The organism is Mesorhizobium sp. Root695 (genome assembly GCF_001428185.1).
Lineage (GTDB): Bacteria > Pseudomonadota > Alphaproteobacteria > Rhizobiales > Rhizobiaceae > Mesorhizobium.
The window spans coordinates 419,925-439,142 of record NZ_LMHO01000001.1; the positions used below are offsets into that span (position 1 = coordinate 419,925).

The window sequence follows — 19,218 nt, forward strand, 5'->3', positions numbered from 1 at the left end:
AGGCACGCCACCTCATTTGATGGAGGCGGCGAAAAAGTGATCGCCGCCCATCATGAACCATCAAACCTCGTGCAGATAGAGGTGGTAATCCAGTTCACTGACCGTGCGTGCAACACGCAGGTACTCGGATTGCTTGATCGCCACGAAGGTCCGGTGCAGGTCCTCGCCGAGCGCGTTCTTCAGGAAGGTGGAGGTCCGCGCGGCTTCGATCGCGGCGCGCCAGTCGACAGGCATCGTCGTGCGCGTGACAGCCGCCTCATAGCCGTTGCCGGTGGTTTCCGGGCCGGGGTCGAGACCTTCATCCAGGCCTTTGATAATGCCGGCCAGCACGGTCGCGGCGATCAGATAGGGGTTGGCGTCGACGCCAGATGGGCGATGCTCGATGCGCCGGTTCTTGGCGTCGCCCGCCGGCACGCGCAGCGCCACCGAGCGGTTGTTGACGCCCCAGGTCGGCGCCACCGGCGCATAGGATTGCGAGACGAAGCGCCGCCAGGAATTGGCGTGCGGTGCAAACACCAGCATCGATTCCGCCATCGTCTGGATGAGACCGCCGAGCCCCTGCAGCAACGGCAGCGACCAGCTCTCGCCGCCGGCCTCCGCAAAGACGTTTCGGCCTGCCTTGTCCTGCAGCGAGACGTGGAAATGCATGCCCGAGCCGGCATACTTCTCGATCGGCTTGGCCATGAAACAGGCGGTGACGCCGTGGCGGCGCGCCTGCGCCCGCACCAGCCGCTTCAGCATAACCAGATCGTCGGCCGCCCGCATCACATCCTTGCGGTAGTTCAGCGTCAATTCGTACTGGCCGGGCGCATATTCGGAAATCACTGTCTCGGCCGGAATGCCCTGCGCCTTGGCTGCCGCATAGATGTCGGAGAACAACGGCTCCATGCCGTGCAGATGATCGACGGAATAGACTTCGGTCTTGCCCGATACGCGGCCATCGAGCACGGCGCGCGCCGGCTGCACCTTGCCGTCGGCGTCCCGCTCATTTGCCAGCAGGAAGAACTCAAGTTCGAAGGCGCCAGCCGGATAGAGACCCTTGGCCGCCAGGATATCGACTTGCCTCGCAAGCGCCAGCCGCGGATCCGACGACATCGGCCGGCCGTCGAGCATGTACATCGCCATCAGCAACTGGCCACGCGGCGGATTTGTGCCGTAGAGCGGCACCAGCGTGCCGGGAATCGGCCATGCCCTTAGGTCACCGTCGCCAGTCGTCCAGATCAGCCCGGTCTCGTGCACATCCTCGCCGGTGATGTCGAGGCCGAGGATCGAGATCGGCATATGGCGGCCGCCCTCGAAGATGCTTTTCAGCTCATGCCTGCGCACGATCTTGCCCCGGCCGACGCCATTGGCGTCGGTCAGCACGATATCGAAGGCTTCTATCTCGGGATGGGCATCGAGAAAGGCTTGCGCCTCGGCGGGTGTCGAGCCCGAAGGTGAGGTCATTATGGCATTGGGATGGTCCATTGCCGCTTGTCTCATGCCGCAAGCTTTGCCGCAACCGCGCCGAAAGCGGTGATCAGCCGGTTGACCTGGGCACCTGACGTCGCCGGCGAGATCAGCATCATGTTGTGGAAGGGTGCGATCAGCACGCCCCGATTGACCAGCGCGACATGGATGGCTGCCTCCAATTCCGGCGCATGCGCCACTTCCGCCTCAGCGCCATTGCGCAGCGGACCGGGCGCACAGATGAACTCGACACGAGCGCCGACACGGGAAACATGCCAGGGCAAGCGATAGCGGTCGATCACGCCGGACAGCCCGGCATCGAGCCGCCGCGCCAGACGATCCATCCGGTCATAATTTTCCTGGGTCATCACCTCTTCAAGCGTGGCCCGCATCGCAGCGAACTGTAGCGGGTTGGCCGACAGCGTCGTGCCCATGCCGGAATAGCCCGGCTGCTTGGTCCTGTTGTAGTCTGCGTAGCGCGAGGCGACGTCGTCGCTCATGCCCCACACACTTGCCGGCACACCCCCGGCAATCGGCTTGCCCAGGACGAAGAAATCCGGGTCGAGACCATACTTCCTCGTGTAGCCGCCGGGGCCGGTCGAGATCGTATGCGTCTCGTCGATCAGAAGCAGTGTGCCGGCCGCCCGCGTCAGTCTGCGCAGCGCGTCATGGTAGCCCGGATCGGCCAGCACCATGCAGGAATTGGTCAGCACCGGTTCGGCAATGACGCAAGCCACATCCTTGTCCCTGAGCGCGGCTTCCAGCGCGGCAATGTCGTTGAACTCGATCACCTTGGCCGTACGGGTCAGGTCGCGGAACTCGCCGGCCAATCCCGGCCGGTTGACGGGCTCGCCGTCGATAAGCCGCACCATCGTCTCGTCGACCGAGCCGTGATAGCAGCCATTGAAGACGAGGATTTTCTCCCGGCCGGTAACGGCGCGGGCCACGCGCAGCGCAAAGCGGTTGGCGTCGGTCGCCGTCGTCGCGATCTGCCAGAACGGCAGGCCGAAGCGCTGCTGCAGCAGCGGCCCGATGGCGAGCGCATCTTCCGAAGGCAGCATATAGGTCAGGCCGCGTCCGGCCTGGCGGCGGATGGCGCGCGCCACCGGCGGCGGCGAATGGCCGAACATCGAGCCGGTGTCGCCAAGGCAGAAATCGTCAAGCCTGATCCCGTCGATGTCGGTGATGGTCGCGCCTTTGGCGCTGTCGACCAGGATCGGAAAGGGCGTCGGCCAGTCGTTCATCCAGTGCATAGGCACGCCGCCGAAGAAGCCGGGCAGGCCGTTGCCGGCCTTGGCTTGCGACTTTGGCCGCGCCTTGCGGAAGGCTGCCCCCTCGGTTTCGCGCAACTCGGCAATGCGGTCGCGACCGATGCCGCCGATGGACGTCTTGGAAGTATCGCTGTGCATGAAAACCCCTCTGGTCGATCCCTCTTAGCCAATCCGTGTCCGCATCCGCAATTGGCCGCGCGTCCATCCTGCGTTGGCTCAGCCATTGGCAGCGGCGCTTGACCGTGCTGCCGAAGTCAGCGCCAATATGAGCGGGAATTGAGGTGGGGACAGCAAAAATGAGGACGATTATCTGTGTGACAATGCTTCTGTCGTCGGCCAGCGCCGCCTTCGCCTCAGGCGGCATCTGGTGCAACGTCGACGATACGGCGGTGGCATTCGACGTCGGCGCCGGCGTCACCAGGGGCATGGGCGGCCCGACCTTCAACTTTCGCGGCGATCTCGAAATCAAGGCGAGGTCAGTTGACGATCATCTGCGCAAGACGACGTTCGAGGATTCCAACCTGACCCAGTACTGGCTGGACGGCAAGGATCTGCGGCTGAACATCTACCGCGAGTACGAGGTGGCAAACACATTCAATTCCGTCGAACTGACGATCCTGACCAAGGCCAGCGACGAAGGGATCTATGACGGGCAGTACACACTTGCCGTTTATGACAATGCCGCCGACGTGGAAACGGATGGCAAGCCGAAAGAGTTGACGGGCAAGGTGTCGTGCGGGGCTGAATAAGTCCTGAACTACGCCGAAATGTCGATGACGCCGCAGTCGCCAGCGGCACTGCCAAAGGCGACGCGGCGCTCTTCCTTGTCCCACATCATCGAGGTGATGGCGCCCTTGCCCGGCCGCCGCAACAGCACTTCCTTGGCGTCGGCAAAGCGCACCGCCATCACCATGCCGTCATCATAGCCGACGGCGACGACATCCTGGCTGGGGTGACAGGCGACTGCCGTCACCATGGCGTTGCCGCGCGTGCCGAGTTCCAGTGGTGCCTTGCCCATCGGCCCGTCCTTGCCTGAAAACGGCCAGACGATCGCCGCCGGCGCGCCGGAACTCGCCAGCCACTTGCCCTTCACGCTCCACGACAGGCTTTTGACCTTGCCGGGATAACCGGTCATGCGCATGTGCTTGCCGTCGGCGAGCTTCCAGCCATGCAGCGCGTTCTCCTGCATCGTGGTGACGAGGAAGGCGCCGTCGGGCGAGAAGGTGATGCCGGTGTGGGCGCCGGCCCATTCGAGCTCCACCGGCTTGCCCTCGGCGGCCGGGAAATGCAGTGTCGCGCCATTGTAGCGGGCGACACCGAAGCGCATGCCCTTGGGCGAGAACGCCAGCCCTTCCACCGAACGCGGATGAACGAATTCCCTGGTCTTGCCGTCGGCGAAGCGCACGAAGGCGGTCTTGCCCGTCGCATAGGCGATCGCGCCTTGCGGTCCTGCGGCGACGCTGGTGATCCACTTCTTTCCGGCACTGGTCAGTTCGGTGGCTTCGCCGCCCGCCTTCACAGCAAACACCTTGCCGTCCTCGCCGCCGGTGATGAGCCGGTCGTTGGCCGCATCGTGGAAGGCGGCGAGCAGCCCGTCATTGGCCTGAACCGTCTTGTGACCATGGTCGAGCCGATGGATCGCGCCGTCAGCCAGCGCGAAATGCGGCACGTCGCCGAGGAAGACGGCGGCGACGCAATGGCCTTCGAGGTCTAGGGGGGCGACTGTGGGCATCAGAACCATTCCAATGAAGTTTGCTGCCATCCCCGAGAAGTCGCCAGCGCGGCCAGGTGTGGCGCCAACCTTCTCCCCTTGTGGGAGAAGGTGGATCGGCGCGCAGCGCCGAGACGAATGAGGGTGTTGGACGGAGTGCCGTCGGTGCCAAGCTGGATCACCCCTCATCCGACCGAGCTTCGCTCAGCCACCTTCTCCCACAAGGGGAGAAGGACAGAAGGGGCAGCGCTAGCGTTATAAGGCTTGGAAATCAAGCCACCTGGCAGGCGTCGAAGCTCTTCTTCAGCCGTTCGGCATCCAGCTCGCGGCCGATGAACACCAGCCGGCTCTCATGCTTCTCGCCGTCCTTCCAGGCGCGCTGGTGGTCGCCTTCGATGATCATGTGCACGCCCTGTATGACGTAGCGCTCGTCATCACCCTTGAGCGCGATGATGCCCTTGAGCCGCAGGATGTTGGGGCCTTCCATCTGGGTGATCTTCTCGATCCACGGGAAGAATTTCTTCGGGTCCATCTCGCCGCCGCGCAGCGACACCGACTGCACCGTCACATCATGGATGTCGGAAGCATGTGCGTGATGGTGGTGGTCATGCCCGTCATGATCGTGGTGATGATGATCGTGGCCGTCATGGTCATGGTCGTCATGCGCCTCGAGAAAATCCGGATCGTTTTCCAGCGCTCGGGACAGGTCGAATGCGCCGCGATCGAGGACTTCGGACAAGGCGACGCCGGCGCGTGTCGTGCGATGGATCTTCGCCGCCGGATTGATGGCGCGGATCGTCGCCTCGACCTTGGCGAGCTCTTCGGGGGTGACGAGGTCGGTCTTGTTGAGTACGACGACATCGGCGAAGGCGATCTGGTCCTCGGCTTCCTTGGAATCCTTGAGCCGCAGTGGCAGGTGCTTGGCGTCGACCAGCGCCACCACCGCGTCAAGCCTGGTCTTGGAGCGCACGTCGTCGTCCATGAAGAAGGTCTGCGCCACCGGCACGGGATCGGCGAGCCCGGTGGTCTCGACGACGATGGCGTCGAAGCGCCCTGGCCGGCGCATCAGGCCCTCGACGACACGGATCAGGTCGCCGCGCACCGTGCAGCAGACGCAGCCATTGTTCATCTCGTAGATTTCCTCGTCGGATTCCACGATCAGATCATTGTCGATGCCGATTTCGCCGAACTCGTTGACGATGACGGCGTAGCGCTTGCCGTGGCTTTCCGACAGGATGCGGTTGAGCAGTGTCGTCTTGCCGGCGCCGAGATAGCCGGTGAGAACGGTTACGGGGATCTGCGTCTGTGCGTCGCTCATGGCTTGCCTCGAAGGTGCTGGGCCGCGAAAAATCCGGCCCTCGAAAAAGGGATTGTCGGTTCCATATAGGATGTGTGCCGGGCTTTTGCACGGGGCAAACCGATGGGCCAAACAGGCTTGCCGACATTACCGAATTTAGACTGGCGAGAGCCGCTGCGACCGCCTAGATCAGGACGCGGGAGGCCAATTCGAGAGGCAAGATATGTCCGGCAAGCCATCCTCCTTCTCATTGAGCCGACGCCAGGCGCTTGGTTTGATCGCGGTCACGGCCGGAGGTGGTGCCTTCCTGCCGGCCTCGGCAATGGCCGCCCAATCTTCGGCTACCCAGGCCTCGCTCTATGCCGGACTGGCCCTGTTCGAAAACGGCGCTGGTGTCTGCACCATTACGCTTGAAGTGACCGAGGGACCGTTCTATTTCGACCCGAAACTCGAACGTGCCGATGTCACCGAAGGCAAGAAGGGTATTGCCCTTGACGTCCGGCTGCAGGTCGTCGACGCGGGCTGCCGCCCGGTTGCCGGCGCTCGTGTCGACATCTGGCATTGCGACGCGCAAGGTGCCTATTCCGGCTATCCGGGACAAGGTGACGGCCGGGACGTCGACACGTCGGCCAAACCTTCCTGCGTGGTTGGCAAAGGACCGACGCAAGCGGCATCGTTTCCTTCGCTACCATCTATCCCGGCTGGTATCGCGGCCGCACCACCCATATCCATTTCAAGGTCTTCCCTGACGACAGTTCGGTGATGACCGGCCAGTTGTTCTTCCCCGACAGCCTCAGCGAGCAGATCTTCGCCACGGTCGCACCCTACAATGACCGGCCCGGCAAGCGCGATACCTCCAATGCCAGCGACGGCATCGCCAGGCAGGCCGGACCGCAATCGCAAGCCGCACTGCGCGAGGTGGAGGATGCCTATCAGGCGCTGATGATCGTCGCGAAGAAGCCCGGCTGAGCGGCATTCCCTCAGCCCCTGCTTGCGGCAAGAACTCCGGCCGCGAAAACTCGTTTGTCATCTAACTGAAATAAACATCTGGCATTAGCCACGGCGGACACCACAATGCTTGCCGGCAAAGCTGTTTGAAGCTCCGGAATCTTTTTGATCGTCGATTGCCAACCGGCCGGCTGTCTCTATGCTGCCCGCACCGGTACGGCCGAAGAGGGATGACCATGGCCAAGGCGGACAAGACTGCGACAATGAGCCGGCTGCATTCGGTGGCAAGGCTGGCAAGAACCGCGCTGGCGGCACGGCTCCTGGCGCACGGCTTCTATGCCGGCCAGGACCAGATCATGCTGGCGCTCGACCGCGAGGACGGCCAGACGCCTGGCAATCTTGCCGGTCGCCTCGGTGTGCGCCCGCCCACCATCACCAAGACCATCAACCGGCTGCAGGCCCAGGGTTTCCTGGAAAAACGCGCCTCGTCGGCTGATGCTCGCCAGGCGCACATCTTCCTCACCGACACCGGCCGCGACATCATCCACGCCATCGAGAAATCGGTTAAGAAGACAGAGAAGCAGGCACTGAAGGGCCTCGACAAGAAGGACCAGAAGGCGCTGTTCAAGCTGCTTGCCCGCATCGAGGCCAACCTCTCGAACGAGGAACTGGTGCTCATCGACGACGACGCCGAGTCGGACGACTGATCAGCCGATCGTCGCGGCAGGCGATCAGGCCGCCGTCGCAGTGAATCCATGAACCAGCGACGACCAGCGCCCCGGCGTCATACCGAACGCCTTCTTGAATTGCCTGATAAAATGGCTCTGGTCGCTGAAGCCGGCTTCGACCGCGATCTGCGCCAAAGGTTCGCCAGCGGCAATCATGCGCCGTGCGCGCTGAAGCGCGCGCATCACCAGGAAGCGATGTGGGCTGGTCGAGAAAGCGGCGCGGAAATGCCGTGACAAGGCGTAGCGGTCGAGCCCGGTTACCGCTTCCAGTTCGCCGGAGCGCACCGGTCGGGTCAGGTTTTCCGTGAGATAGTCGCGCGCAAGTGCAGCCGCTCGCCACGCCGTCCTGGTCATCGGCTTTGCCGGTTGGCCGGCATGCCGTGTCAGGCTTTGCATCAGTTGCGTCAGGAAGTCGTCGACGAACAACTCGTCGAGTTCCTGCTCCAGCGGCCCCAGCGCAGAAAGCAGCGTCGCGCAGAAAGCGGCGTCCGTCACCACGCCATCCCTGACAAAAGGCAGCGAAGCGCCGCCAAGGCAGTCGAGCATCAGTGACGGCTCCAGGTAGAGCATCCTGTAGCGCAGGCCGTCCTCGGTACCCGCGCCGCCGTCATGCAACTCGTCGGGATGCAGCACGATGATCTGACCGGGCAGGCTGTAGCGCGCAGCACCAAGATAGCGAAACGTCTGCACCCCGTGCAGTGTCACCCCGATCGAATAGGTGTCGTGGCGATGCAGCGCGAACGCGCTGCCACGGAAGCGCGCCTCGATCCGCTCCATGCCGGCGGGATCGGGGGCGGAAATGATGCAGTTTTCCGCCGCACCGACGCACAAACGTCCAAGACCCCTGAAGGCCTGGCTGTCTAGATCGTGCGACATCGTCTCCTTCAGCCTCGCATTGGGGCACAAGCTCAAATGGTCAATGTCTCATGTTCGATACGAAATTTGCAATCGTGCTCAGGGAGGATCTGCCGGTCTGGCAGAAACTCAACGTCACGGCCTTTCTGACCAGCGGCATCGTGGCCCAGTTTCCGGACATCATCGGCGAGCCCTATCGCGACCGCGCCGGCAATCTGTACAACCCGCTGTCGATCCAGCCGGTCATCGTTTTGTCCGCCGACCAGGCAACACTGGGCACCATCCATCGGCGCACTCTGGAGCGCGGCGTAACCACCTCGCTCTATGTCGAGGAGATGTTCGCGACCGGCTTGGACGCGGCCAACCGATCCGTCTTCGGCGAATTCGCGCCTGAAGACGCCAAGGTGGTCGGTATCGCGCTTCGCGTCGACAAGAAGCTGGTCGACAAGATCACCAAGGGCGCTCGCATGCACGCCTAGTTTTCCGAAGCATGGACCAAGCCTGCCGGGGCTCTTGTTATGCCAGCCGGCTTTGGTGTCGCGGCAGGCGACAATTGGCTTGCCGGCAGCCGGCAATTCTCGCAAAGGTGAGCTTCAGTCCAGCTTCCCACCCGGCCTGCAAGTGAGTGCTCCGCAAAGACATCTAGAAAGCGCGACGCCCCCGGTGGCGATCCTGTGCATGCTTTCCACCTATGTCTTCTTCACCTTCCTCGACACCAGCAGCAAGTATCTCGTCCTTGCCGGGGTTTCCGTGCTGATCGTTGCCTGGGTGCGCTTTGCCGTGCATGTCGTGCTGGTCGGCACGCTGCTGCGCGGCTGGCGCCAGCCGGTGCGGTTTCGCCCGGTCAACCTGCCGGCGCATGTCCTGCGCGGCCTGTTCCTGTTCGGCTCGACCATCTTCAACATCCTGGCACTGCGCTCCCTGCAACTGGCCGAGACCACTTCGATCTATTTCTTCGGGCCGATGGTGATCACGGCGCTGGCCGGCCCGCTGCTCGGCGAGTGGGCGGGCTGGCGGCGCTGGCTGGCGATCCTGGCGGCCTTTGCCGGTGTCCTCATCATTACCCGGCCAGGCGTCGGCGTTTTCGGCGTCGGGCACCTGTTCGCGCTCGGCTCGATGTTGTCGAACTGCTTCTACGTCATCATGACGCGCCGCATGTCGGCGACCGAGACGTCGGAGAGCCTCATCCTGTTTTCGGCGCTGGCGCCGGCGCTGCTGCTGTTGCCCTTGCTGCCATTTTCGTTTTCCCTGCCGCATGACGGCTGGCACTGGTTCGTGCTGCTCATGCTCGGCGTGTTCGGCGGCGTCGGTCACTGGCTGCTGGTCCAGGCCTACCGGCTGGCGACGACCACCGCCTTAGCGCCCTATCCCTATTCGCAGATGGTGTGGATGATCATTTCCGGCTGGATCGTCTTCAAGCAGTTTCCCGACCGCTGGACGCTGCTCGGCGCCGCCATCATTGTCGCAAGCGGCCTCTACATCGTCCATCGCGAGCACCGGCTTCGGCTGCAGAGCCGCGCCGCCTCGGATGTCGAAGCGGAAGCGCTGGCAAAAAAACTTTGATTTGCACTCGATCGATGGCATAACGCCGCCTTTAAACAGTTTAGGTCAGGAAATTCAGGTCCGGGGGGCGCAAGGCGCTGGCACAGAAAATCAAGCTTTCGACGATCGCGGATGCGCTCGGCGTGTCCACGGCCACCGTGTCACTGGCGCTGCGCGACAGCCCGCTGGTTGCCGGCTCGACGCGCGACCGCATCAAGGAACATGCCCGCGCCATCGGCTATATCTACAACCGCCGCGCGGCCAGCCTGCGCACCTCGCGTTCGGGCATTGTCGGCGTCGTCGTCCACGACATCATGAACCCGTTCTTCGCCGAGATCCTGCGCTCGATCGAAAGCGAGCTCGACCGCAGCCGGCAGACCTTCATCCTGTCCAACCATTATGATCAGCTCGAAAAGCAGCGCACTTTCATCGACACGCTTTTGCAGCTCGGCGCCGACGGCGTCATCATGTCGCCGGCCATCGGCACACCGGCTTCCGACATCGTGATGGCCGAGGAGAACGGCCTGCCGGCGGTGCTGATCGCGCGTACCGTCGAGGGCGCCGACGTGCCGGTCTTTCGTGGCGACGACTCTTATGGAACAGGCCTCGCCACCAATCATCTGATCTCGCTCGGCCACAAGCGCATCGCCATGATCGGCGGCACCGACCAAACCTCGACCGGTCGCGACCGCTACCAGGGCTATGTCAACGCCATGGAGGCGGCCGGGCTGGAAGTCAGGCCGTCCTGGCGCATCGCCGGCCCGCGCACCAAGCAGGCCGGCTTCGAGGCCGCCGGACAGTTCCTGGCGCTGAAGGACAGGCCGACGGCGGCCTGCTGCTGGAACGACCTCGTCGCCATCGGCCTGATGAACGGCATTGCCCGTGCCGGCCTGGTGCCGGGCGTCGATATCTCCGTCACCGGCTATGACGATCTCGAAGAGGCGGCGATCGCGACGCCGGCGCTGACCACCGTCTGGAACGGCCAGCGCGAGGTCGGCCGCCGCGCCGCCAGCGCGCTGCTCGACAAGCTCAACGGGCAGACGGTGCGGCCTTCGCAAGAATTGATCAAGCCGGAACTGCACGTGCGTCAGTCGACCGGCAAGCCGGTGGAGCGTGCATGACCAAGGCCGAACAGCTGCAGACCGTCGCCATTCTGGTGCCGGGCGATTTCAACGATCATGCGGTCGACCGCATCAACCACACATTCAGGCCTGTCCCGATCGAACGCGCCGATCCGTCCCTCGTCACCGAAGAGATGCGCAGCAAGGTGCGTGGCATCGCTTCGTTTGCCGGCATCAACGCGGCGATGATGGATGCACTGCCCAATCTCGAACTCATCGCCTCCTTCGGCGTCGGCTATGATTCGGTCGATGTCGGCCATGCGGCGGCGAAGAACATCATGGTCACCAACACGCCTGATGTGTTGACCGAGGAGGTCGCCGACACCGCCATCGGGCTGCTGATCAACACCATCCGCGACCTGCCGCGTGCCGAAACCTGGCTGCGCGACGGCAGTTGGGTGCGCAAGGGCAACTATCCGCTAAGCCGGCTGACCTTGCGCGGGCGCGAGGTCGGTATCTTTGGCATGGGTCGCATCGGGCAAGCCGTCGCCCGGCGTCTCGAAGCCTTCGGCCTGCCGGTCGCCTATCACAACCGGCGCCGTGTCGAAGGCCTTTCCTATCGGTACCACCCGACCCTGAAAGGGCTTGCCGAAGCCGTCGACACGCTGATTTCGGTGGCGCCGGGCGGCGCCTCGACGGAGAAGGCGGTCAACGCCGAAATCCTGTCGGCGCTCGGCGCCAGCGGCGTCTTCGTCAATATCGGCCGCGGCAGCACGGTCGATGAGGCAGCGCTTGCGGCGGCGCTTGCCAACGGCACCATCGCCGCTGCCGGCCTCGATGTCTTTGCCGACGAACCGAACGTGCCCAAGGCGCTGCTCGACGCGCCGAACACGTCGCTGCTGCCGCATGTCGGCTCGGCATCTGACCACACGCGCCGCGCCATGGCGGATCTGTGCGTCGACAATCTGGTGTCGTGGTTCACCGAGCGCCGGCCGCTGACGCCGGTGCCCGAGACGGCGCATGTGAAGGCCAAAGCAATTCCAGGAAAAGTGTAGAGCGGTTTTCCCGGGAAAAGCGCGAAGCGCTTTCCCTTGGGAATTGCGTCAACACAGAGAATGATGCTGATCGGCTGGCCGCCACACTTATTAACGTCAGCTTAACCCTTTGGAATCATTCTTCATCCTGTCCGTGTGCGTGGATGAAGAATGATGAAAGCACTTTCCGCATTGATCGCTGCCGCGGCGCTGTTTGGCGGCGTTCAGCTGTTTCATCTAGGCAGCGGGGAAAGCGTGGCCAACGAGGCCGCCCCACCCAACAGCTACAGGCTGGTCGCCAATGGCGATGAGGCGGCCTGTGCAGTCAGCCGGGGGGCCGAAATTTCGAACGGTTTGTCGCTGCTCACCGTTGCTCCGAAATGCCGCCGGCTCTTGCCGGGCATAGAGCAGGCGAGGTTCTGGCGCGAGCAAAACGACGGCACTGTCGCCTTCAGCGCCAATGGCACCGATCCAATCGTCACTTTCGCGGTTGCCGATGGCGACGGCTACGAATCCTATGCCCCGGCGCTACCGTTGCTGTCGCTGAATAGCTATTAATGCCCAGTGGCCTATTCTGCCGCTGCAAGGGGCAGGTATCGCACCGCCGTGGCGGTTCAGCCAGCCAGTTGGAGTGGCCGTTCTGCCACGCCAATTGTAAAAACAGCGCCGCGATATTTTAGCATCTTGTAATAGAGCAGAAGATAGACCGTTATGCCGCTATTCAACCGGGGGCGTAACGTGAAATCCATCCTTCTCGCATCCACCATTCTTGTCGCCCTTTCGGGTGGCGCTTTCGCTGCGGACGCGCTTGTCGAAGCTCCGGTGGCTTACGAATGGAGTGGCTACTATGTTGGCGCGCAGCTTGGATACAATTGGGGGCACGTCGATAGCCACGATGCCAACATCGACGACGGCAATTCCGACTGGGCTGACTCGTGGAAGTCCGACGGGGTGATCGGCGGTATCCACGCCGGCTACAATCAGGCCTTCAATTCGATCGTTGTGGGCGTCGAAGCCGATCTCGAAGCCTCGGGAGCGAGCGGCTCCGTGGATTCGGCATATGCCGGCAACATCAAAACCAAGATCGACGTTCAGGGTTCGCTGCGCGCACGTCTTGGCTATGCGACGGGACCTGCCCTCTTGTACGCCACGGGCGGTCTGGCCGTCGCTCACTTCGACACAAAATATGACGACGGCACCACGACGGATAACTCGTCCAACACAAAGGCAGGTTGGACTGTGGGCGCCGGTATCGAATATGCCTTCGCGCAAAATTGGACGACCCGTGTCGAGTATCGCTACAGCGATTTCGGCACATTCACCGACAATCCGGCGACCGACAGCGGCTACCTCTATCCCACCGACGTGACCACCCAGGCTGTCCGCGTCGGCGTCAGTTACAAGTTCTGATTTGGGGTGATCGAGGGATCCGCGCCAAGGGCCGGATCCCGATAGTCTCTACTCTGCCGCCGTGCGCGCCGCTTGGCGGGCCAAGGCGTGGCCTCTTACAGCATCGCCGAAGGCACGGAATATTTTCATCGAGTTGCTGTCCGACTTGACCCAATATTCCGGATGCCATTGCACGCCGACGGCGAAGGCGCGGGAGTCGCGCACCGAAACCGCTTCGACCGTGCCGTCGGTGGCGACCGCCTCAATCTGCAGCTTCGGGCCGAGCCGGTCGATCGCCTGGCGATGTACCGAATTGACCTTGATCTCGCCGGCACCGAACACGCCGGCCAGACAACTGTCGGGCTTGATCGAAACGGTTTGATGGATGGCGAAGCGTTCGTCTTGATTGTCGCTCACCGGCGCACGGTGATCGAGCGAACCCTCGCGCTCCTGGATCTCGGTGCCCAGCGTGCCGCCGAGCGCCACGTTCAATTCCTGGATGCCGCGGCAGATGGCGAGCAGCGGCACGCCGCGCTCGATCGCCCGGCGGATCAGCGGCAGCGTCGTGGCGTCGCGCGCCGGGTCATAGGGGCCATTGGCTTCGCTGGCGTCGCCGCCATAGAGCGAAGGATGCACATTGGATTTCGAGCCCGTGACCATGACGCCGTCGACCGACGACAGAAGTTCGTCGAAGTCGAGCCGGTCGCCGAACGATGGCACCAGCAGCGGGAACACGCCGGCGCCGGTAACTGCCGCTTCCAGATATTGCTGCGGGGCGGCATGCCAGGTGTAGTTGTCGAACTGACGGACGTCGGTCGATATGGCGACGAGCGGCTGATGCATTTTGGCTCTGTGTTCCATCTGGGCAGGGATGTCCTGCCTCTAAAATAGGCGATCCCTGGTTATTTTTCCATGCCAAGTTTCAGCGTGGGCATGGGCCACGAAAAGGCCTGTTAGACTATAGTTGCAGGGCAGCTGGGCTTCGCCGTCAAATCGGGCCGGCGTGCTGGACTCGACTTCTTGCCTGTGTATTGTTTTGCCCCAGACTGAGCCGGGATATCGAGGATGTTCCCGAGTCTCGGTCTGTTTGATCCAAAAGGGAGGAACTGCATGGATCGTCGTTCATTCATTCGCAAGGCCGGTGTCACCGGCGTCGGCGCCGCGGCGGCGGCGGCCACGCTGGCGGCGCCCGCAATAGCCCAGTCCAATCCTAAGGTGACGTGGCGGCTGGCGTCGTCCTTCCCGAAGTCGCTCGACACCATCTACGGCGGCGCCGAGGTGTTCTCCAAGATGCTGTCGGAAGCCACCGACGGCAATTTCCAAGTCCAGGTCTTCGCCGCCGGCGAGCTGGTGCCAGGCCTGCAGGCCGCCGACGCCACCACGGCCGGTACGGTCGAGGCCTGCCACACGGTGGCATATTATTACTGGGGCAAGGACCCGACATGGGCGCTCGGTGCAGCGGTTCCCTTTTCGCTCAACGCGCGCGGTATGAATGCCTGGCACTACCATGGCGGCGGCATCGACCTGTTCAACGAGTTTCTCGCCACGCAGGGCCTTTTTGGCCTGCCGGGCGGCAACACCGGCGTGCAGATGGGCGGCTGGTTCCGCAAGGAAATCAACACGGTTGCCGACCTCTCCGGCCTCAAGATGCGCATCGGCGGTTTTGCCGGCAAGGTGGTGCAGAAGCTCGGCGTCGTGCCGCAGCAGATCGCCGGCGGCGATATCTATCCGGCGCTGGAAAAAGGCACCATCGACGCCGCCGAATGGGTCGGCCCCTATGACGACGAGAAGCTCGGCTTCTACAAGGTCGCGCCCTATTACTACTATCCCGGCTGGTGGGAAGGCGGTCCGACCGTCCATCTGATGTTCAACAAGGCAAAATACGACGAGCTTTCGCCGGCGTACAAGTCGCTGCTGCGCACCGCGGCACAAGCGGCCGACGCCAACATGCTGCAGAAATACGACTATTTGAACCCTGCGGCGGTGAAGCGGCTGGTGGCCGGCGGCGCCAAACTGCGTCCGTTCAGCCAGGAGATCATGGCCGCCTGTTTCGAAAAGGCCAACGACGTCTATGCTGAAATGGAAGCCTCCAACGCCCCGTTCAAGAAGATCTGGGAGTCGATCAAGGGCTTCCGCAAGGAGCATTATCTCTGGGCGCAGGTGGCAGAATACAATTACGACACCTTCATGATGGTGCAGCAACGCAACGGCAAACTGTAGTCGGCCTATCGCCTTCATTTGAAAAGACCCCGGGCCTGCTTGCCCGGGGTCATTCTTTTCAGGCTAGCGAGGAGCTGACCTCGATCAGCATTCCACCCGGCGCATGACAGTAGAAGGTCGTCGAACTGACGCCGCCGCGCGTCAGCTCTTGCACCTCGCCCGGCGCGAGGCCCGCATCGGCAAGCTCGGCCTGTTTTGCATGCACGATGTCCGGTTCGCCAACGAAGAAGCCGATGTGAAAGCCGCCAGGATAGCAGGCATGCGCACAAGGTCAGATGACGGCCCGGGCAGCTCAGTCCCGGCGCGGCACCACCAGCACCTTGACCTCGCCTGGTGCCGGCGGATTGGCGATCACTGCCGCCGCGTCCTCGAGCGGCACCTGCCTCGAGATCAGCCTGTCGATCTCGATTGCACCTGCTGCAATGAGTTCGGCGGCGCGGCGATGGGTGTAGGGATTGAGGAAGGAGCCGAGCACCTTCAGTTCCCGGAACAGCAAGTCGAAGGGCTCGAATTCCGCTTTCATGCCTTGCGGCGTCACGCCGACGATGACGACCGTGCCACCGGCGCGGGCCAGCCGCATGGACTGCTCGACGGTCTCTCGCACGCCTGCGCATTCGAAGACGACGTCGGCACCACCTGGCATCAGGCCGGCTGGCCCGGCGATGGCATCGATGACATCGGCGGCGGTCGGATCGACCGTCGCTGTCGCGCCGAAATCCCTAGCAAGGGCGCGCCTCGAGGCTTGCCTGGTCGACAGCACGATGGTCGTGGCCCCGGCCAGTTTTGCCAGTTGTACGGTGAGCAGGCCGATCACGCCGCCGCCAAGCACGACCACCGAGCTGCCCGGTTTGATCCCGGCAAGGTCCACGCCATGCAGGCAACAGCCGAGCGGCTCGCAGAAGGCGCCATGTGTCGGCTTCAGGTCGGCAGGCAGGACAAAAGCCTGCTTCTGCGGCAAGGCAAGATAGTCGGCAAAGCCGCCGTCGCGATGAATGCCGATGGCCCGCAAATTGCTGCAGAGGTTGACCCGCCCGGCATGACAATGTGCGCAACGCCCGCAGGCGATGTTGGGGTCGCCGGTGACGCGATCGCCGACGGCAAAACCAGAGACGGATGCTCCGATCGCTTCGACGATGCCGGAGAATTCATGGCCGGGCGTCACCGGCGGCGTGCACGGAAATTCACCGTGAAACAGATGCCGGTCCGTGCCGCAGACACCGCAGGCCTCGATCCGCACCAGAAGCTCGTCCGGCCCGATGTCAGGCTTGTCGACTTCGCGCAGCACGATGCTGCCCACCGCTTCAAGCCGCACTGCTTTCATCATCGTCACCATGCCGGTTTCAATTGAAGCTTGGCGGTTGCGACAGGTCCGGCTGTGGCGCTGCCGGTTGGGCCGGCGGTGCGTCACCGAAGCTAGGCGGCTGCGACAGATCGGGGGCGGCGGGAGCGGCCGGTGCCGCGCCGCCGCCGGCCGGCTGCGTGCCGAGCGGCGACAGGCCGGGTACTTCCGGCACCTTGTAGTCGATGGTGCCCGGATCGACGGTCGTTCCCTTGTAGTGCATCACCATTTGCGGGAAGGCGATGGTCAGCCCGATCATGATCACCTGGATACAGACGAAGGGCACCGCGCCCCAATAGATCTGCCCGGTGGTGACCGGCGCGATCTGCTTGCCGGTGAGGCGGTCGAGATAGGGCACGCGGGCGGCCACCGAACGCAAGTAGAACAGCGCGAAGCCGAACGGCGGATGCATGAAGCTGGTTTGCATGTTGACGCCCAGAAGCACGCCGAACCAGATCAGGTCGATACCGAGCTTGTCGGCGGCCGGCGCCAGCAGCGGCACGATGATGAATGCCAGCTCGAAGAAGTCGAGGAAGAAGGCGAGGAAGAAGACGAGCAGATTGACGCCGATCAGGAAGCCGACTTCGCCGCCCGGCAGCGAGGTCAGCAGGTGTTCGACCCAGATGTGGCCGTTGACGCCGTAAAAAGTCAGCGAGAACACCCGCGCGCCGATCAGGATGAACAGCACGAAGGACGACAGCCTCGTCGTCGCGGTCAGGGCCTGCTTGACCACGTCCAGCGACAGCCGGCCCTTTGCCGCCGCCATGATCAAGGCACCGACGGAGCCCATGGCGCCGCCTTCGGTCGGGGTGGCGATGCCGAGGAAGATGGTGCCCAGCACCAGGAAGATCAGCGCCAGCGGCGGGATCAGCACGATGATCACCTGCTGCGCGAGCCTGGACATCATGTTGACGTTCAGGCGCTTGTCGGCGATGGCCACGATGTAGATGAAGAGCACCCCGGCAGTGGCGCCGAGAATGTCGGCATTGTCGCCATGCGCCGGCGCCAGATAGCGATACGCCGCGTAGGAGGCAGCAACCGTGACCGCCAAGGCCACCAGCAGGGACACCACGCCATGGCCGAGCGTGCGCGCTTCCAGGGGCAGCGCCGGCGCCATTTTTGGCCAGAAGATCGAAACGATCAGGATGTAGAGCGCGTAGAGGCCGGTCAGGACGAGACCGGGAATCAGCGCTCCGGCATACATGTCGCCGACCGAGCGGCCGAGTTGGTCGGCAAGCACGATCAGCACCAGCGAGGGCGGGATGATCTGGGCAAGCGTGCCCGAGGCGGCAATGACCCCGGATGCCAGCCGGCGGTCGTAGCCATAGCGCAGCATGATCGGCAGCGAGATCAGGCCCATGGCGATGACGGAAGCCGCCACCACGCCGGTGGTTGCCGCCAAAAGCGCGCCGACGAAGATCACTGCGTAGGCGAGGCCGCCCCGGATCGGACCGAACAGCTGGCCGATCGTGTCGAGCAGGTCTTCAGCCATACCCGATCGTTCGAGCACGATGCCCATGAAGGTGAAGAACGGAATGGCCAGCAGCGTGTCGTTCGACATCACCCGGCTGCCGTAGAAATTATCCGGCAATGCGTGCAGGAGCGGCCAGGCGAGGTTGATCGATCCGCCGGAATACGGCGACAGGAGCACGCCGATGAAGAAGAACATCAAGCCGTTGGCGGCCAGCGAAAAGGCGACGGGATAGCCGATCAGCAGGAAGATGATCAGCGAGGCGAACATGACCGGCGCCATGTTCTGCGCGATGAACTCCATCACGAGCGCACCTCGTCGGCCAGTGCCTTGGCTTCGAGCTCGGCCTGCTCATGTGCCGATATGAACGGATTGGGATCGTCCATGTCGCCGCGCATGATGGCGATCTTCTTGATGATTTCGGAAATGCCCTGCAGCGCGAGCAGGAAAAAGCCGACGAGCAGGATGGCCTTGGCCGGCCAGATGATCAGCCCGCCGGAATTGTTGGACATCTCGCCGCTGCGAAACGACAGCGACACATAGGGAACGAAATAGATCACCATCAGCGTCACGAACGGCATCAGGAAGAAGACATGGCCGAAAAGGTCGATCCAGTGCTGCACGCGGCGTGGAAACAGGCCGTAGACGATGTCGATGCGGATATGTTCGTTCTGCTTCAGCGTATAGGCGGCGGCCAGCATGAAGGCGGCGCCGAACAGATACCACTGCAGCTCGAGCCAGGCGTTCGAGGATATGTCGAACACCTTGCGGATGATGGCGTTGGCGGCGCTCACCAGGATCGCCAGCAGGATCAGCCACGATATCCATTTGCCGATGAATTCGTTCGCGCGATCAATGGTTCTGGATAGAGCGAGCAGCCCTGCCATGCATTCCTCCCTTGTA

General features: G+C 63.2%; 21 protein-coding genes. 11 read left to right on the forward strand and 10 right to left on the reverse strand.

What is annotated here, in order from left to right:
• Positions 1–60: 60 nt before the first annotated feature.
• The gene (locus ASD99_RS02065) at positions 61–1,446 is read right to left on the reverse strand and encodes a glutamine synthetase family protein (RefSeq protein ID WP_057142686.1); all 1,386 of its coding nucleotides are present in this window, start codon (positions 1,444–1,446) and stop codon (positions 61–63) included.
• Positions 1,447–1,478: 32 nt separating this feature from the next.
• The gene (locus ASD99_RS02070; RefSeq protein ID WP_056589580.1) at positions 1,479–2,858 is read right to left on the reverse strand and encodes an aspartate aminotransferase family protein; all 1,380 of its coding nucleotides are present in this window, start codon (positions 2,856–2,858) and stop codon (positions 1,479–1,481) included.
• 158 nt (positions 2,859–3,016) lie between these two features.
• On the opposite strand from ASD99_RS02070, the gene ASD99_RS02075 reads away from it, so the two are divergent.
• Positions 3,017–3,469, forward strand: a complete 453-nt coding sequence (locus ASD99_RS02075; RefSeq protein WP_056589583.1) for a hypothetical protein — start codon at positions 3,017–3,019, stop codon at positions 3,467–3,469.
• Between the two features lie 8 nt (positions 3,470–3,477).
• On the opposite strand, the gene ASD99_RS02080 is transcribed toward ASD99_RS02075, so the two are convergent.
• Together ASD99_RS02080 and ASD99_RS02085 are read right to left on the reverse strand one after the other, a co-directional pair.
• Positions 3,478–4,452 carry a WD40 repeat domain-containing protein gene (locus tag ASD99_RS02080; RefSeq protein WP_056590124.1) on the reverse strand — a complete coding sequence of 325 codons (975 nt, stop codon included), beginning with the start codon at positions 4,450–4,452 and terminating at the stop codon, positions 3,478–3,480.
• A gap of 250 nt (positions 4,453–4,702) precedes the next feature.
• Entirely contained in the window at positions 4,703–5,749 is a 1,047-nt protein-coding gene (locus ASD99_RS02085) for a CobW family GTP-binding protein (protein WP_057142554.1), read from the reverse strand.
• 202 nt (positions 5,750–5,951) lie between these two features.
• On the opposite strand from ASD99_RS02085, the gene ASD99_RS02090 reads away from it, so the two are divergent.
• From ASD99_RS02090 to ASD99_RS02095, 3 genes are all read left to right on the forward strand, one after another.
• Positions 5,952–6,491 carry a hypothetical protein gene (locus tag ASD99_RS02090; RefSeq protein ID WP_320410748.1) on the forward strand — a complete coding sequence of 180 codons (540 nt, stop codon included), beginning with the start codon at positions 5,952–5,954 and terminating at the stop codon, positions 6,489–6,491.
• On the forward strand, positions 6,491–6,697 hold the full coding sequence (locus tag ASD99_RS35245; protein ID WP_320410749.1) for a hypothetical protein: 207 nt from the start codon (positions 6,491–6,493) through the stop codon (positions 6,695–6,697). Before ASD99_RS02090 ends, ASD99_RS35245 begins: the two co-directional genes overlap by 1 nt.
• A 215-nt stretch (positions 6,698–6,912) precedes the next feature.
• Positions 6,913–7,383, forward strand: a complete 471-nt coding sequence (locus ASD99_RS02095; protein WP_056590127.1) for a MarR family winged helix-turn-helix transcriptional regulator — start codon at positions 6,913–6,915, stop codon at positions 7,381–7,383.
• Between the two features lie 24 nt (positions 7,384–7,407).
• On the opposite strand, the gene ASD99_RS02100 is transcribed toward ASD99_RS02095, so the two are convergent.
• Positions 7,408–8,280, reverse strand: a complete 873-nt coding sequence (locus ASD99_RS02100; RefSeq protein ID WP_057142687.1) for an AraC family transcriptional regulator — start codon at positions 8,278–8,280, stop codon at positions 7,408–7,410.
• A 50-nt stretch (positions 8,281–8,330) separates the two neighbouring features.
• On the opposite strand from ASD99_RS02100, the gene ASD99_RS02105 reads away from it, so the two are divergent.
• The 6 genes from ASD99_RS02105 to ASD99_RS02130 all read left to right on the forward strand — a co-directional run bounded on the left by ASD99_RS02105 (position 8,331) and on the right by ASD99_RS02130 (position 13,306).
• Complete coding sequence (locus ASD99_RS02105) at positions 8,331–8,738, forward strand: DUF2000 family protein (protein ID WP_057142555.1); 408 nt, start codon at positions 8,331–8,333, stop codon at positions 8,736–8,738.
• Positions 8,739–8,937: 199 nt separating this feature from the next.
• Positions 8,938–9,822, forward strand: coding sequence for a DMT family transporter (locus ASD99_RS02110; protein WP_056589594.1), 885 nt, complete (start codon positions 8,938–8,940; stop codon positions 9,820–9,822).
• 77 nt (positions 9,823–9,899) lie between these two features.
• Positions 9,900–10,922, forward strand: a complete 1,023-nt coding sequence (locus tag ASD99_RS02115; RefSeq protein ID WP_082525534.1) for a LacI family DNA-binding transcriptional regulator — start codon at positions 9,900–9,902, stop codon at positions 10,920–10,922.
• Entirely contained in the window at positions 10,919–11,917 is a 999-nt protein-coding gene (locus ASD99_RS02120; RefSeq protein WP_057142556.1) for a 2-hydroxyacid dehydrogenase, read from the forward strand. The genes ASD99_RS02115 and ASD99_RS02120 overlap by 4 nt, the downstream gene beginning before the upstream one ends.
• 153 nt (positions 11,918–12,070) lie before the next feature.
• On the forward strand, positions 12,071–12,454 hold the full coding sequence (locus ASD99_RS02125) for a hypothetical protein (RefSeq protein ID WP_057142688.1): 384 nt from the start codon (positions 12,071–12,073) through the stop codon (positions 12,452–12,454).
• Between the two features lie 153 nt (positions 12,455–12,607).
• On the forward strand, positions 12,608–13,306 hold the full coding sequence (locus ASD99_RS02130; protein WP_082583117.1) for an outer membrane protein: 699 nt from the start codon (positions 12,608–12,610) through the stop codon (positions 13,304–13,306).
• 48 nt (positions 13,307–13,354) lie between these two features.
• Here the strand turns inward: ASD99_RS02130 and ASD99_RS02135 are convergent, their stop codons facing one another.
• Complete coding sequence (locus ASD99_RS02135) at positions 13,355–14,128, reverse strand: gamma-glutamyl-gamma-aminobutyrate hydrolase family protein (RefSeq protein ID WP_057142558.1); 774 nt, start codon at positions 14,126–14,128, stop codon at positions 13,355–13,357.
• A 267-nt stretch (positions 14,129–14,395) separates the two neighbouring features.
• Between ASD99_RS02135 and ASD99_RS02140 the strand changes: the two genes are divergently transcribed.
• Complete coding sequence (locus tag ASD99_RS02140; RefSeq protein ID WP_057142559.1) at positions 14,396–15,505, forward strand: TRAP transporter substrate-binding protein; 1,110 nt, start codon at positions 14,396–14,398, stop codon at positions 15,503–15,505.
• A gap of 58 nt (positions 15,506–15,563) precedes the next feature.
• Here ASD99_RS02140 and ASD99_RS02145 read toward each other — a convergent pair whose 3' ends face one another.
• From ASD99_RS02145 to ASD99_RS02160, 4 genes are all read right to left on the reverse strand, one after another.
• On the reverse strand, positions 15,564–15,710 hold the full coding sequence (locus ASD99_RS02145) for a hypothetical protein (RefSeq protein ID WP_244482901.1): 147 nt from the start codon (positions 15,708–15,710) through the stop codon (positions 15,564–15,566).
• 87 nt (positions 15,711–15,797) lie between these two features.
• Positions 15,798–16,826, reverse strand: coding sequence for a zinc-dependent alcohol dehydrogenase family protein (locus ASD99_RS02150; RefSeq protein ID WP_057142689.1), 1,029 nt, complete (start codon positions 16,824–16,826; stop codon positions 15,798–15,800).
• A 19-nt stretch (positions 16,827–16,845) separates the two neighbouring features.
• Positions 16,846–18,618, reverse strand: a complete 1,773-nt coding sequence (locus ASD99_RS02155; protein ID WP_057142560.1) for a TRAP transporter large permease — start codon at positions 18,616–18,618, stop codon at positions 16,846–16,848.
• Positions 18,618–19,202 carry a TRAP transporter small permease subunit gene (locus ASD99_RS02160; RefSeq protein ID WP_056589614.1) on the reverse strand — a complete coding sequence of 195 codons (585 nt, stop codon included), beginning with the start codon at positions 19,200–19,202 and terminating at the stop codon, positions 18,618–18,620. Before ASD99_RS02160 ends, ASD99_RS02155 begins: the two co-directional genes overlap by 1 nt.
• Positions 19,203–19,218: the final 16 nt, after the last annotated feature.

Bases quoted from the DNA above. Each gene is read 5' to 3' on its own strand.
- ASD99_RS02065 (WP_057142686.1), bottom strand. From the start codon at position 1,446: ATGACCTCACCTTCGGGCTCGACACCCGCCGAGGCGCAAGCCTTTCTC.
- ASD99_RS02070 (WP_056589580.1), bottom strand. From the start codon at position 2,858: ATGCACAGCGATACTTCCAAGACGTCCATCGGCGGCATCGGTCGCGAC.
- ASD99_RS02075 (WP_056589583.1), top strand. From the start codon at position 3,017: ATGAGGACGATTATCTGTGTGACAATGCTTCTGTCGTCGGCCAGCGCC.
- ASD99_RS02080 (WP_056590124.1), bottom strand. From the start codon at position 4,452: ATGCCCACAGTCGCCCCCCTAGACCTCGAAGGCCATTGCGTCGCCGCC.
- ASD99_RS02085 (WP_057142554.1), bottom strand. From the start codon at position 5,749: ATGAGCGACGCACAGACGCAGATCCCCGTAACCGTTCTCACCGGCTAT.
- ASD99_RS02090 (WP_320410748.1), top strand. From the start codon at position 5,952: ATGTCCGGCAAGCCATCCTCCTTCTCATTGAGCCGACGCCAGGCGCTT.
- ASD99_RS35245 (WP_320410749.1), top strand. From the start codon at position 6,491: ATGACCGGCCAGTTGTTCTTCCCCGACAGCCTCAGCGAGCAGATCTTC.
- ASD99_RS02095 (WP_056590127.1), top strand. From the start codon at position 6,913: ATGGCCAAGGCGGACAAGACTGCGACAATGAGCCGGCTGCATTCGGTG.
- ASD99_RS02100 (WP_057142687.1), bottom strand. From the start codon at position 8,280: ATGTCGCACGATCTAGACAGCCAGGCCTTCAGGGGTCTTGGACGTTTG.
- ASD99_RS02105 (WP_057142555.1), top strand. From the start codon at position 8,331: ATGTTCGATACGAAATTTGCAATCGTGCTCAGGGAGGATCTGCCGGTC.
- ASD99_RS02110 (WP_056589594.1), top strand. From the start codon at position 8,938: ATGCTTTCCACCTATGTCTTCTTCACCTTCCTCGACACCAGCAGCAAG.
- ASD99_RS02120 (WP_057142556.1), top strand. From the start codon at position 10,919: ATGACCAAGGCCGAACAGCTGCAGACCGTCGCCATTCTGGTGCCGGGC.
- ASD99_RS02125 (WP_057142688.1), top strand. From the start codon at position 12,071: ATGAAAGCACTTTCCGCATTGATCGCTGCCGCGGCGCTGTTTGGCGGC.
- ASD99_RS02130 (WP_082583117.1), top strand. From the start codon at position 12,608: ATGCCGCTATTCAACCGGGGGCGTAACGTGAAATCCATCCTTCTCGCA.
- ASD99_RS02135 (WP_057142558.1), bottom strand. From the start codon at position 14,128: ATGCATCAGCCGCTCGTCGCCATATCGACCGACGTCCGTCAGTTCGAC.
- ASD99_RS02140 (WP_057142559.1), top strand. From the start codon at position 14,396: ATGGATCGTCGTTCATTCATTCGCAAGGCCGGTGTCACCGGCGTCGGC.
- ASD99_RS02150 (WP_057142689.1), bottom strand. From the start codon at position 16,826: ATGAAAGCAGTGCGGCTTGAAGCGGTGGGCAGCATCGTGCTGCGCGAA.
- ASD99_RS02155 (WP_057142560.1), bottom strand. From the start codon at position 18,618: ATGGAGTTCATCGCGCAGAACATGGCGCCGGTCATGTTCGCCTCGCTG.
- ASD99_RS02160 (WP_056589614.1), bottom strand. From the start codon at position 19,202: ATGGCAGGGCTGCTCGCTCTATCCAGAACCATTGATCGCGCGAACGAA.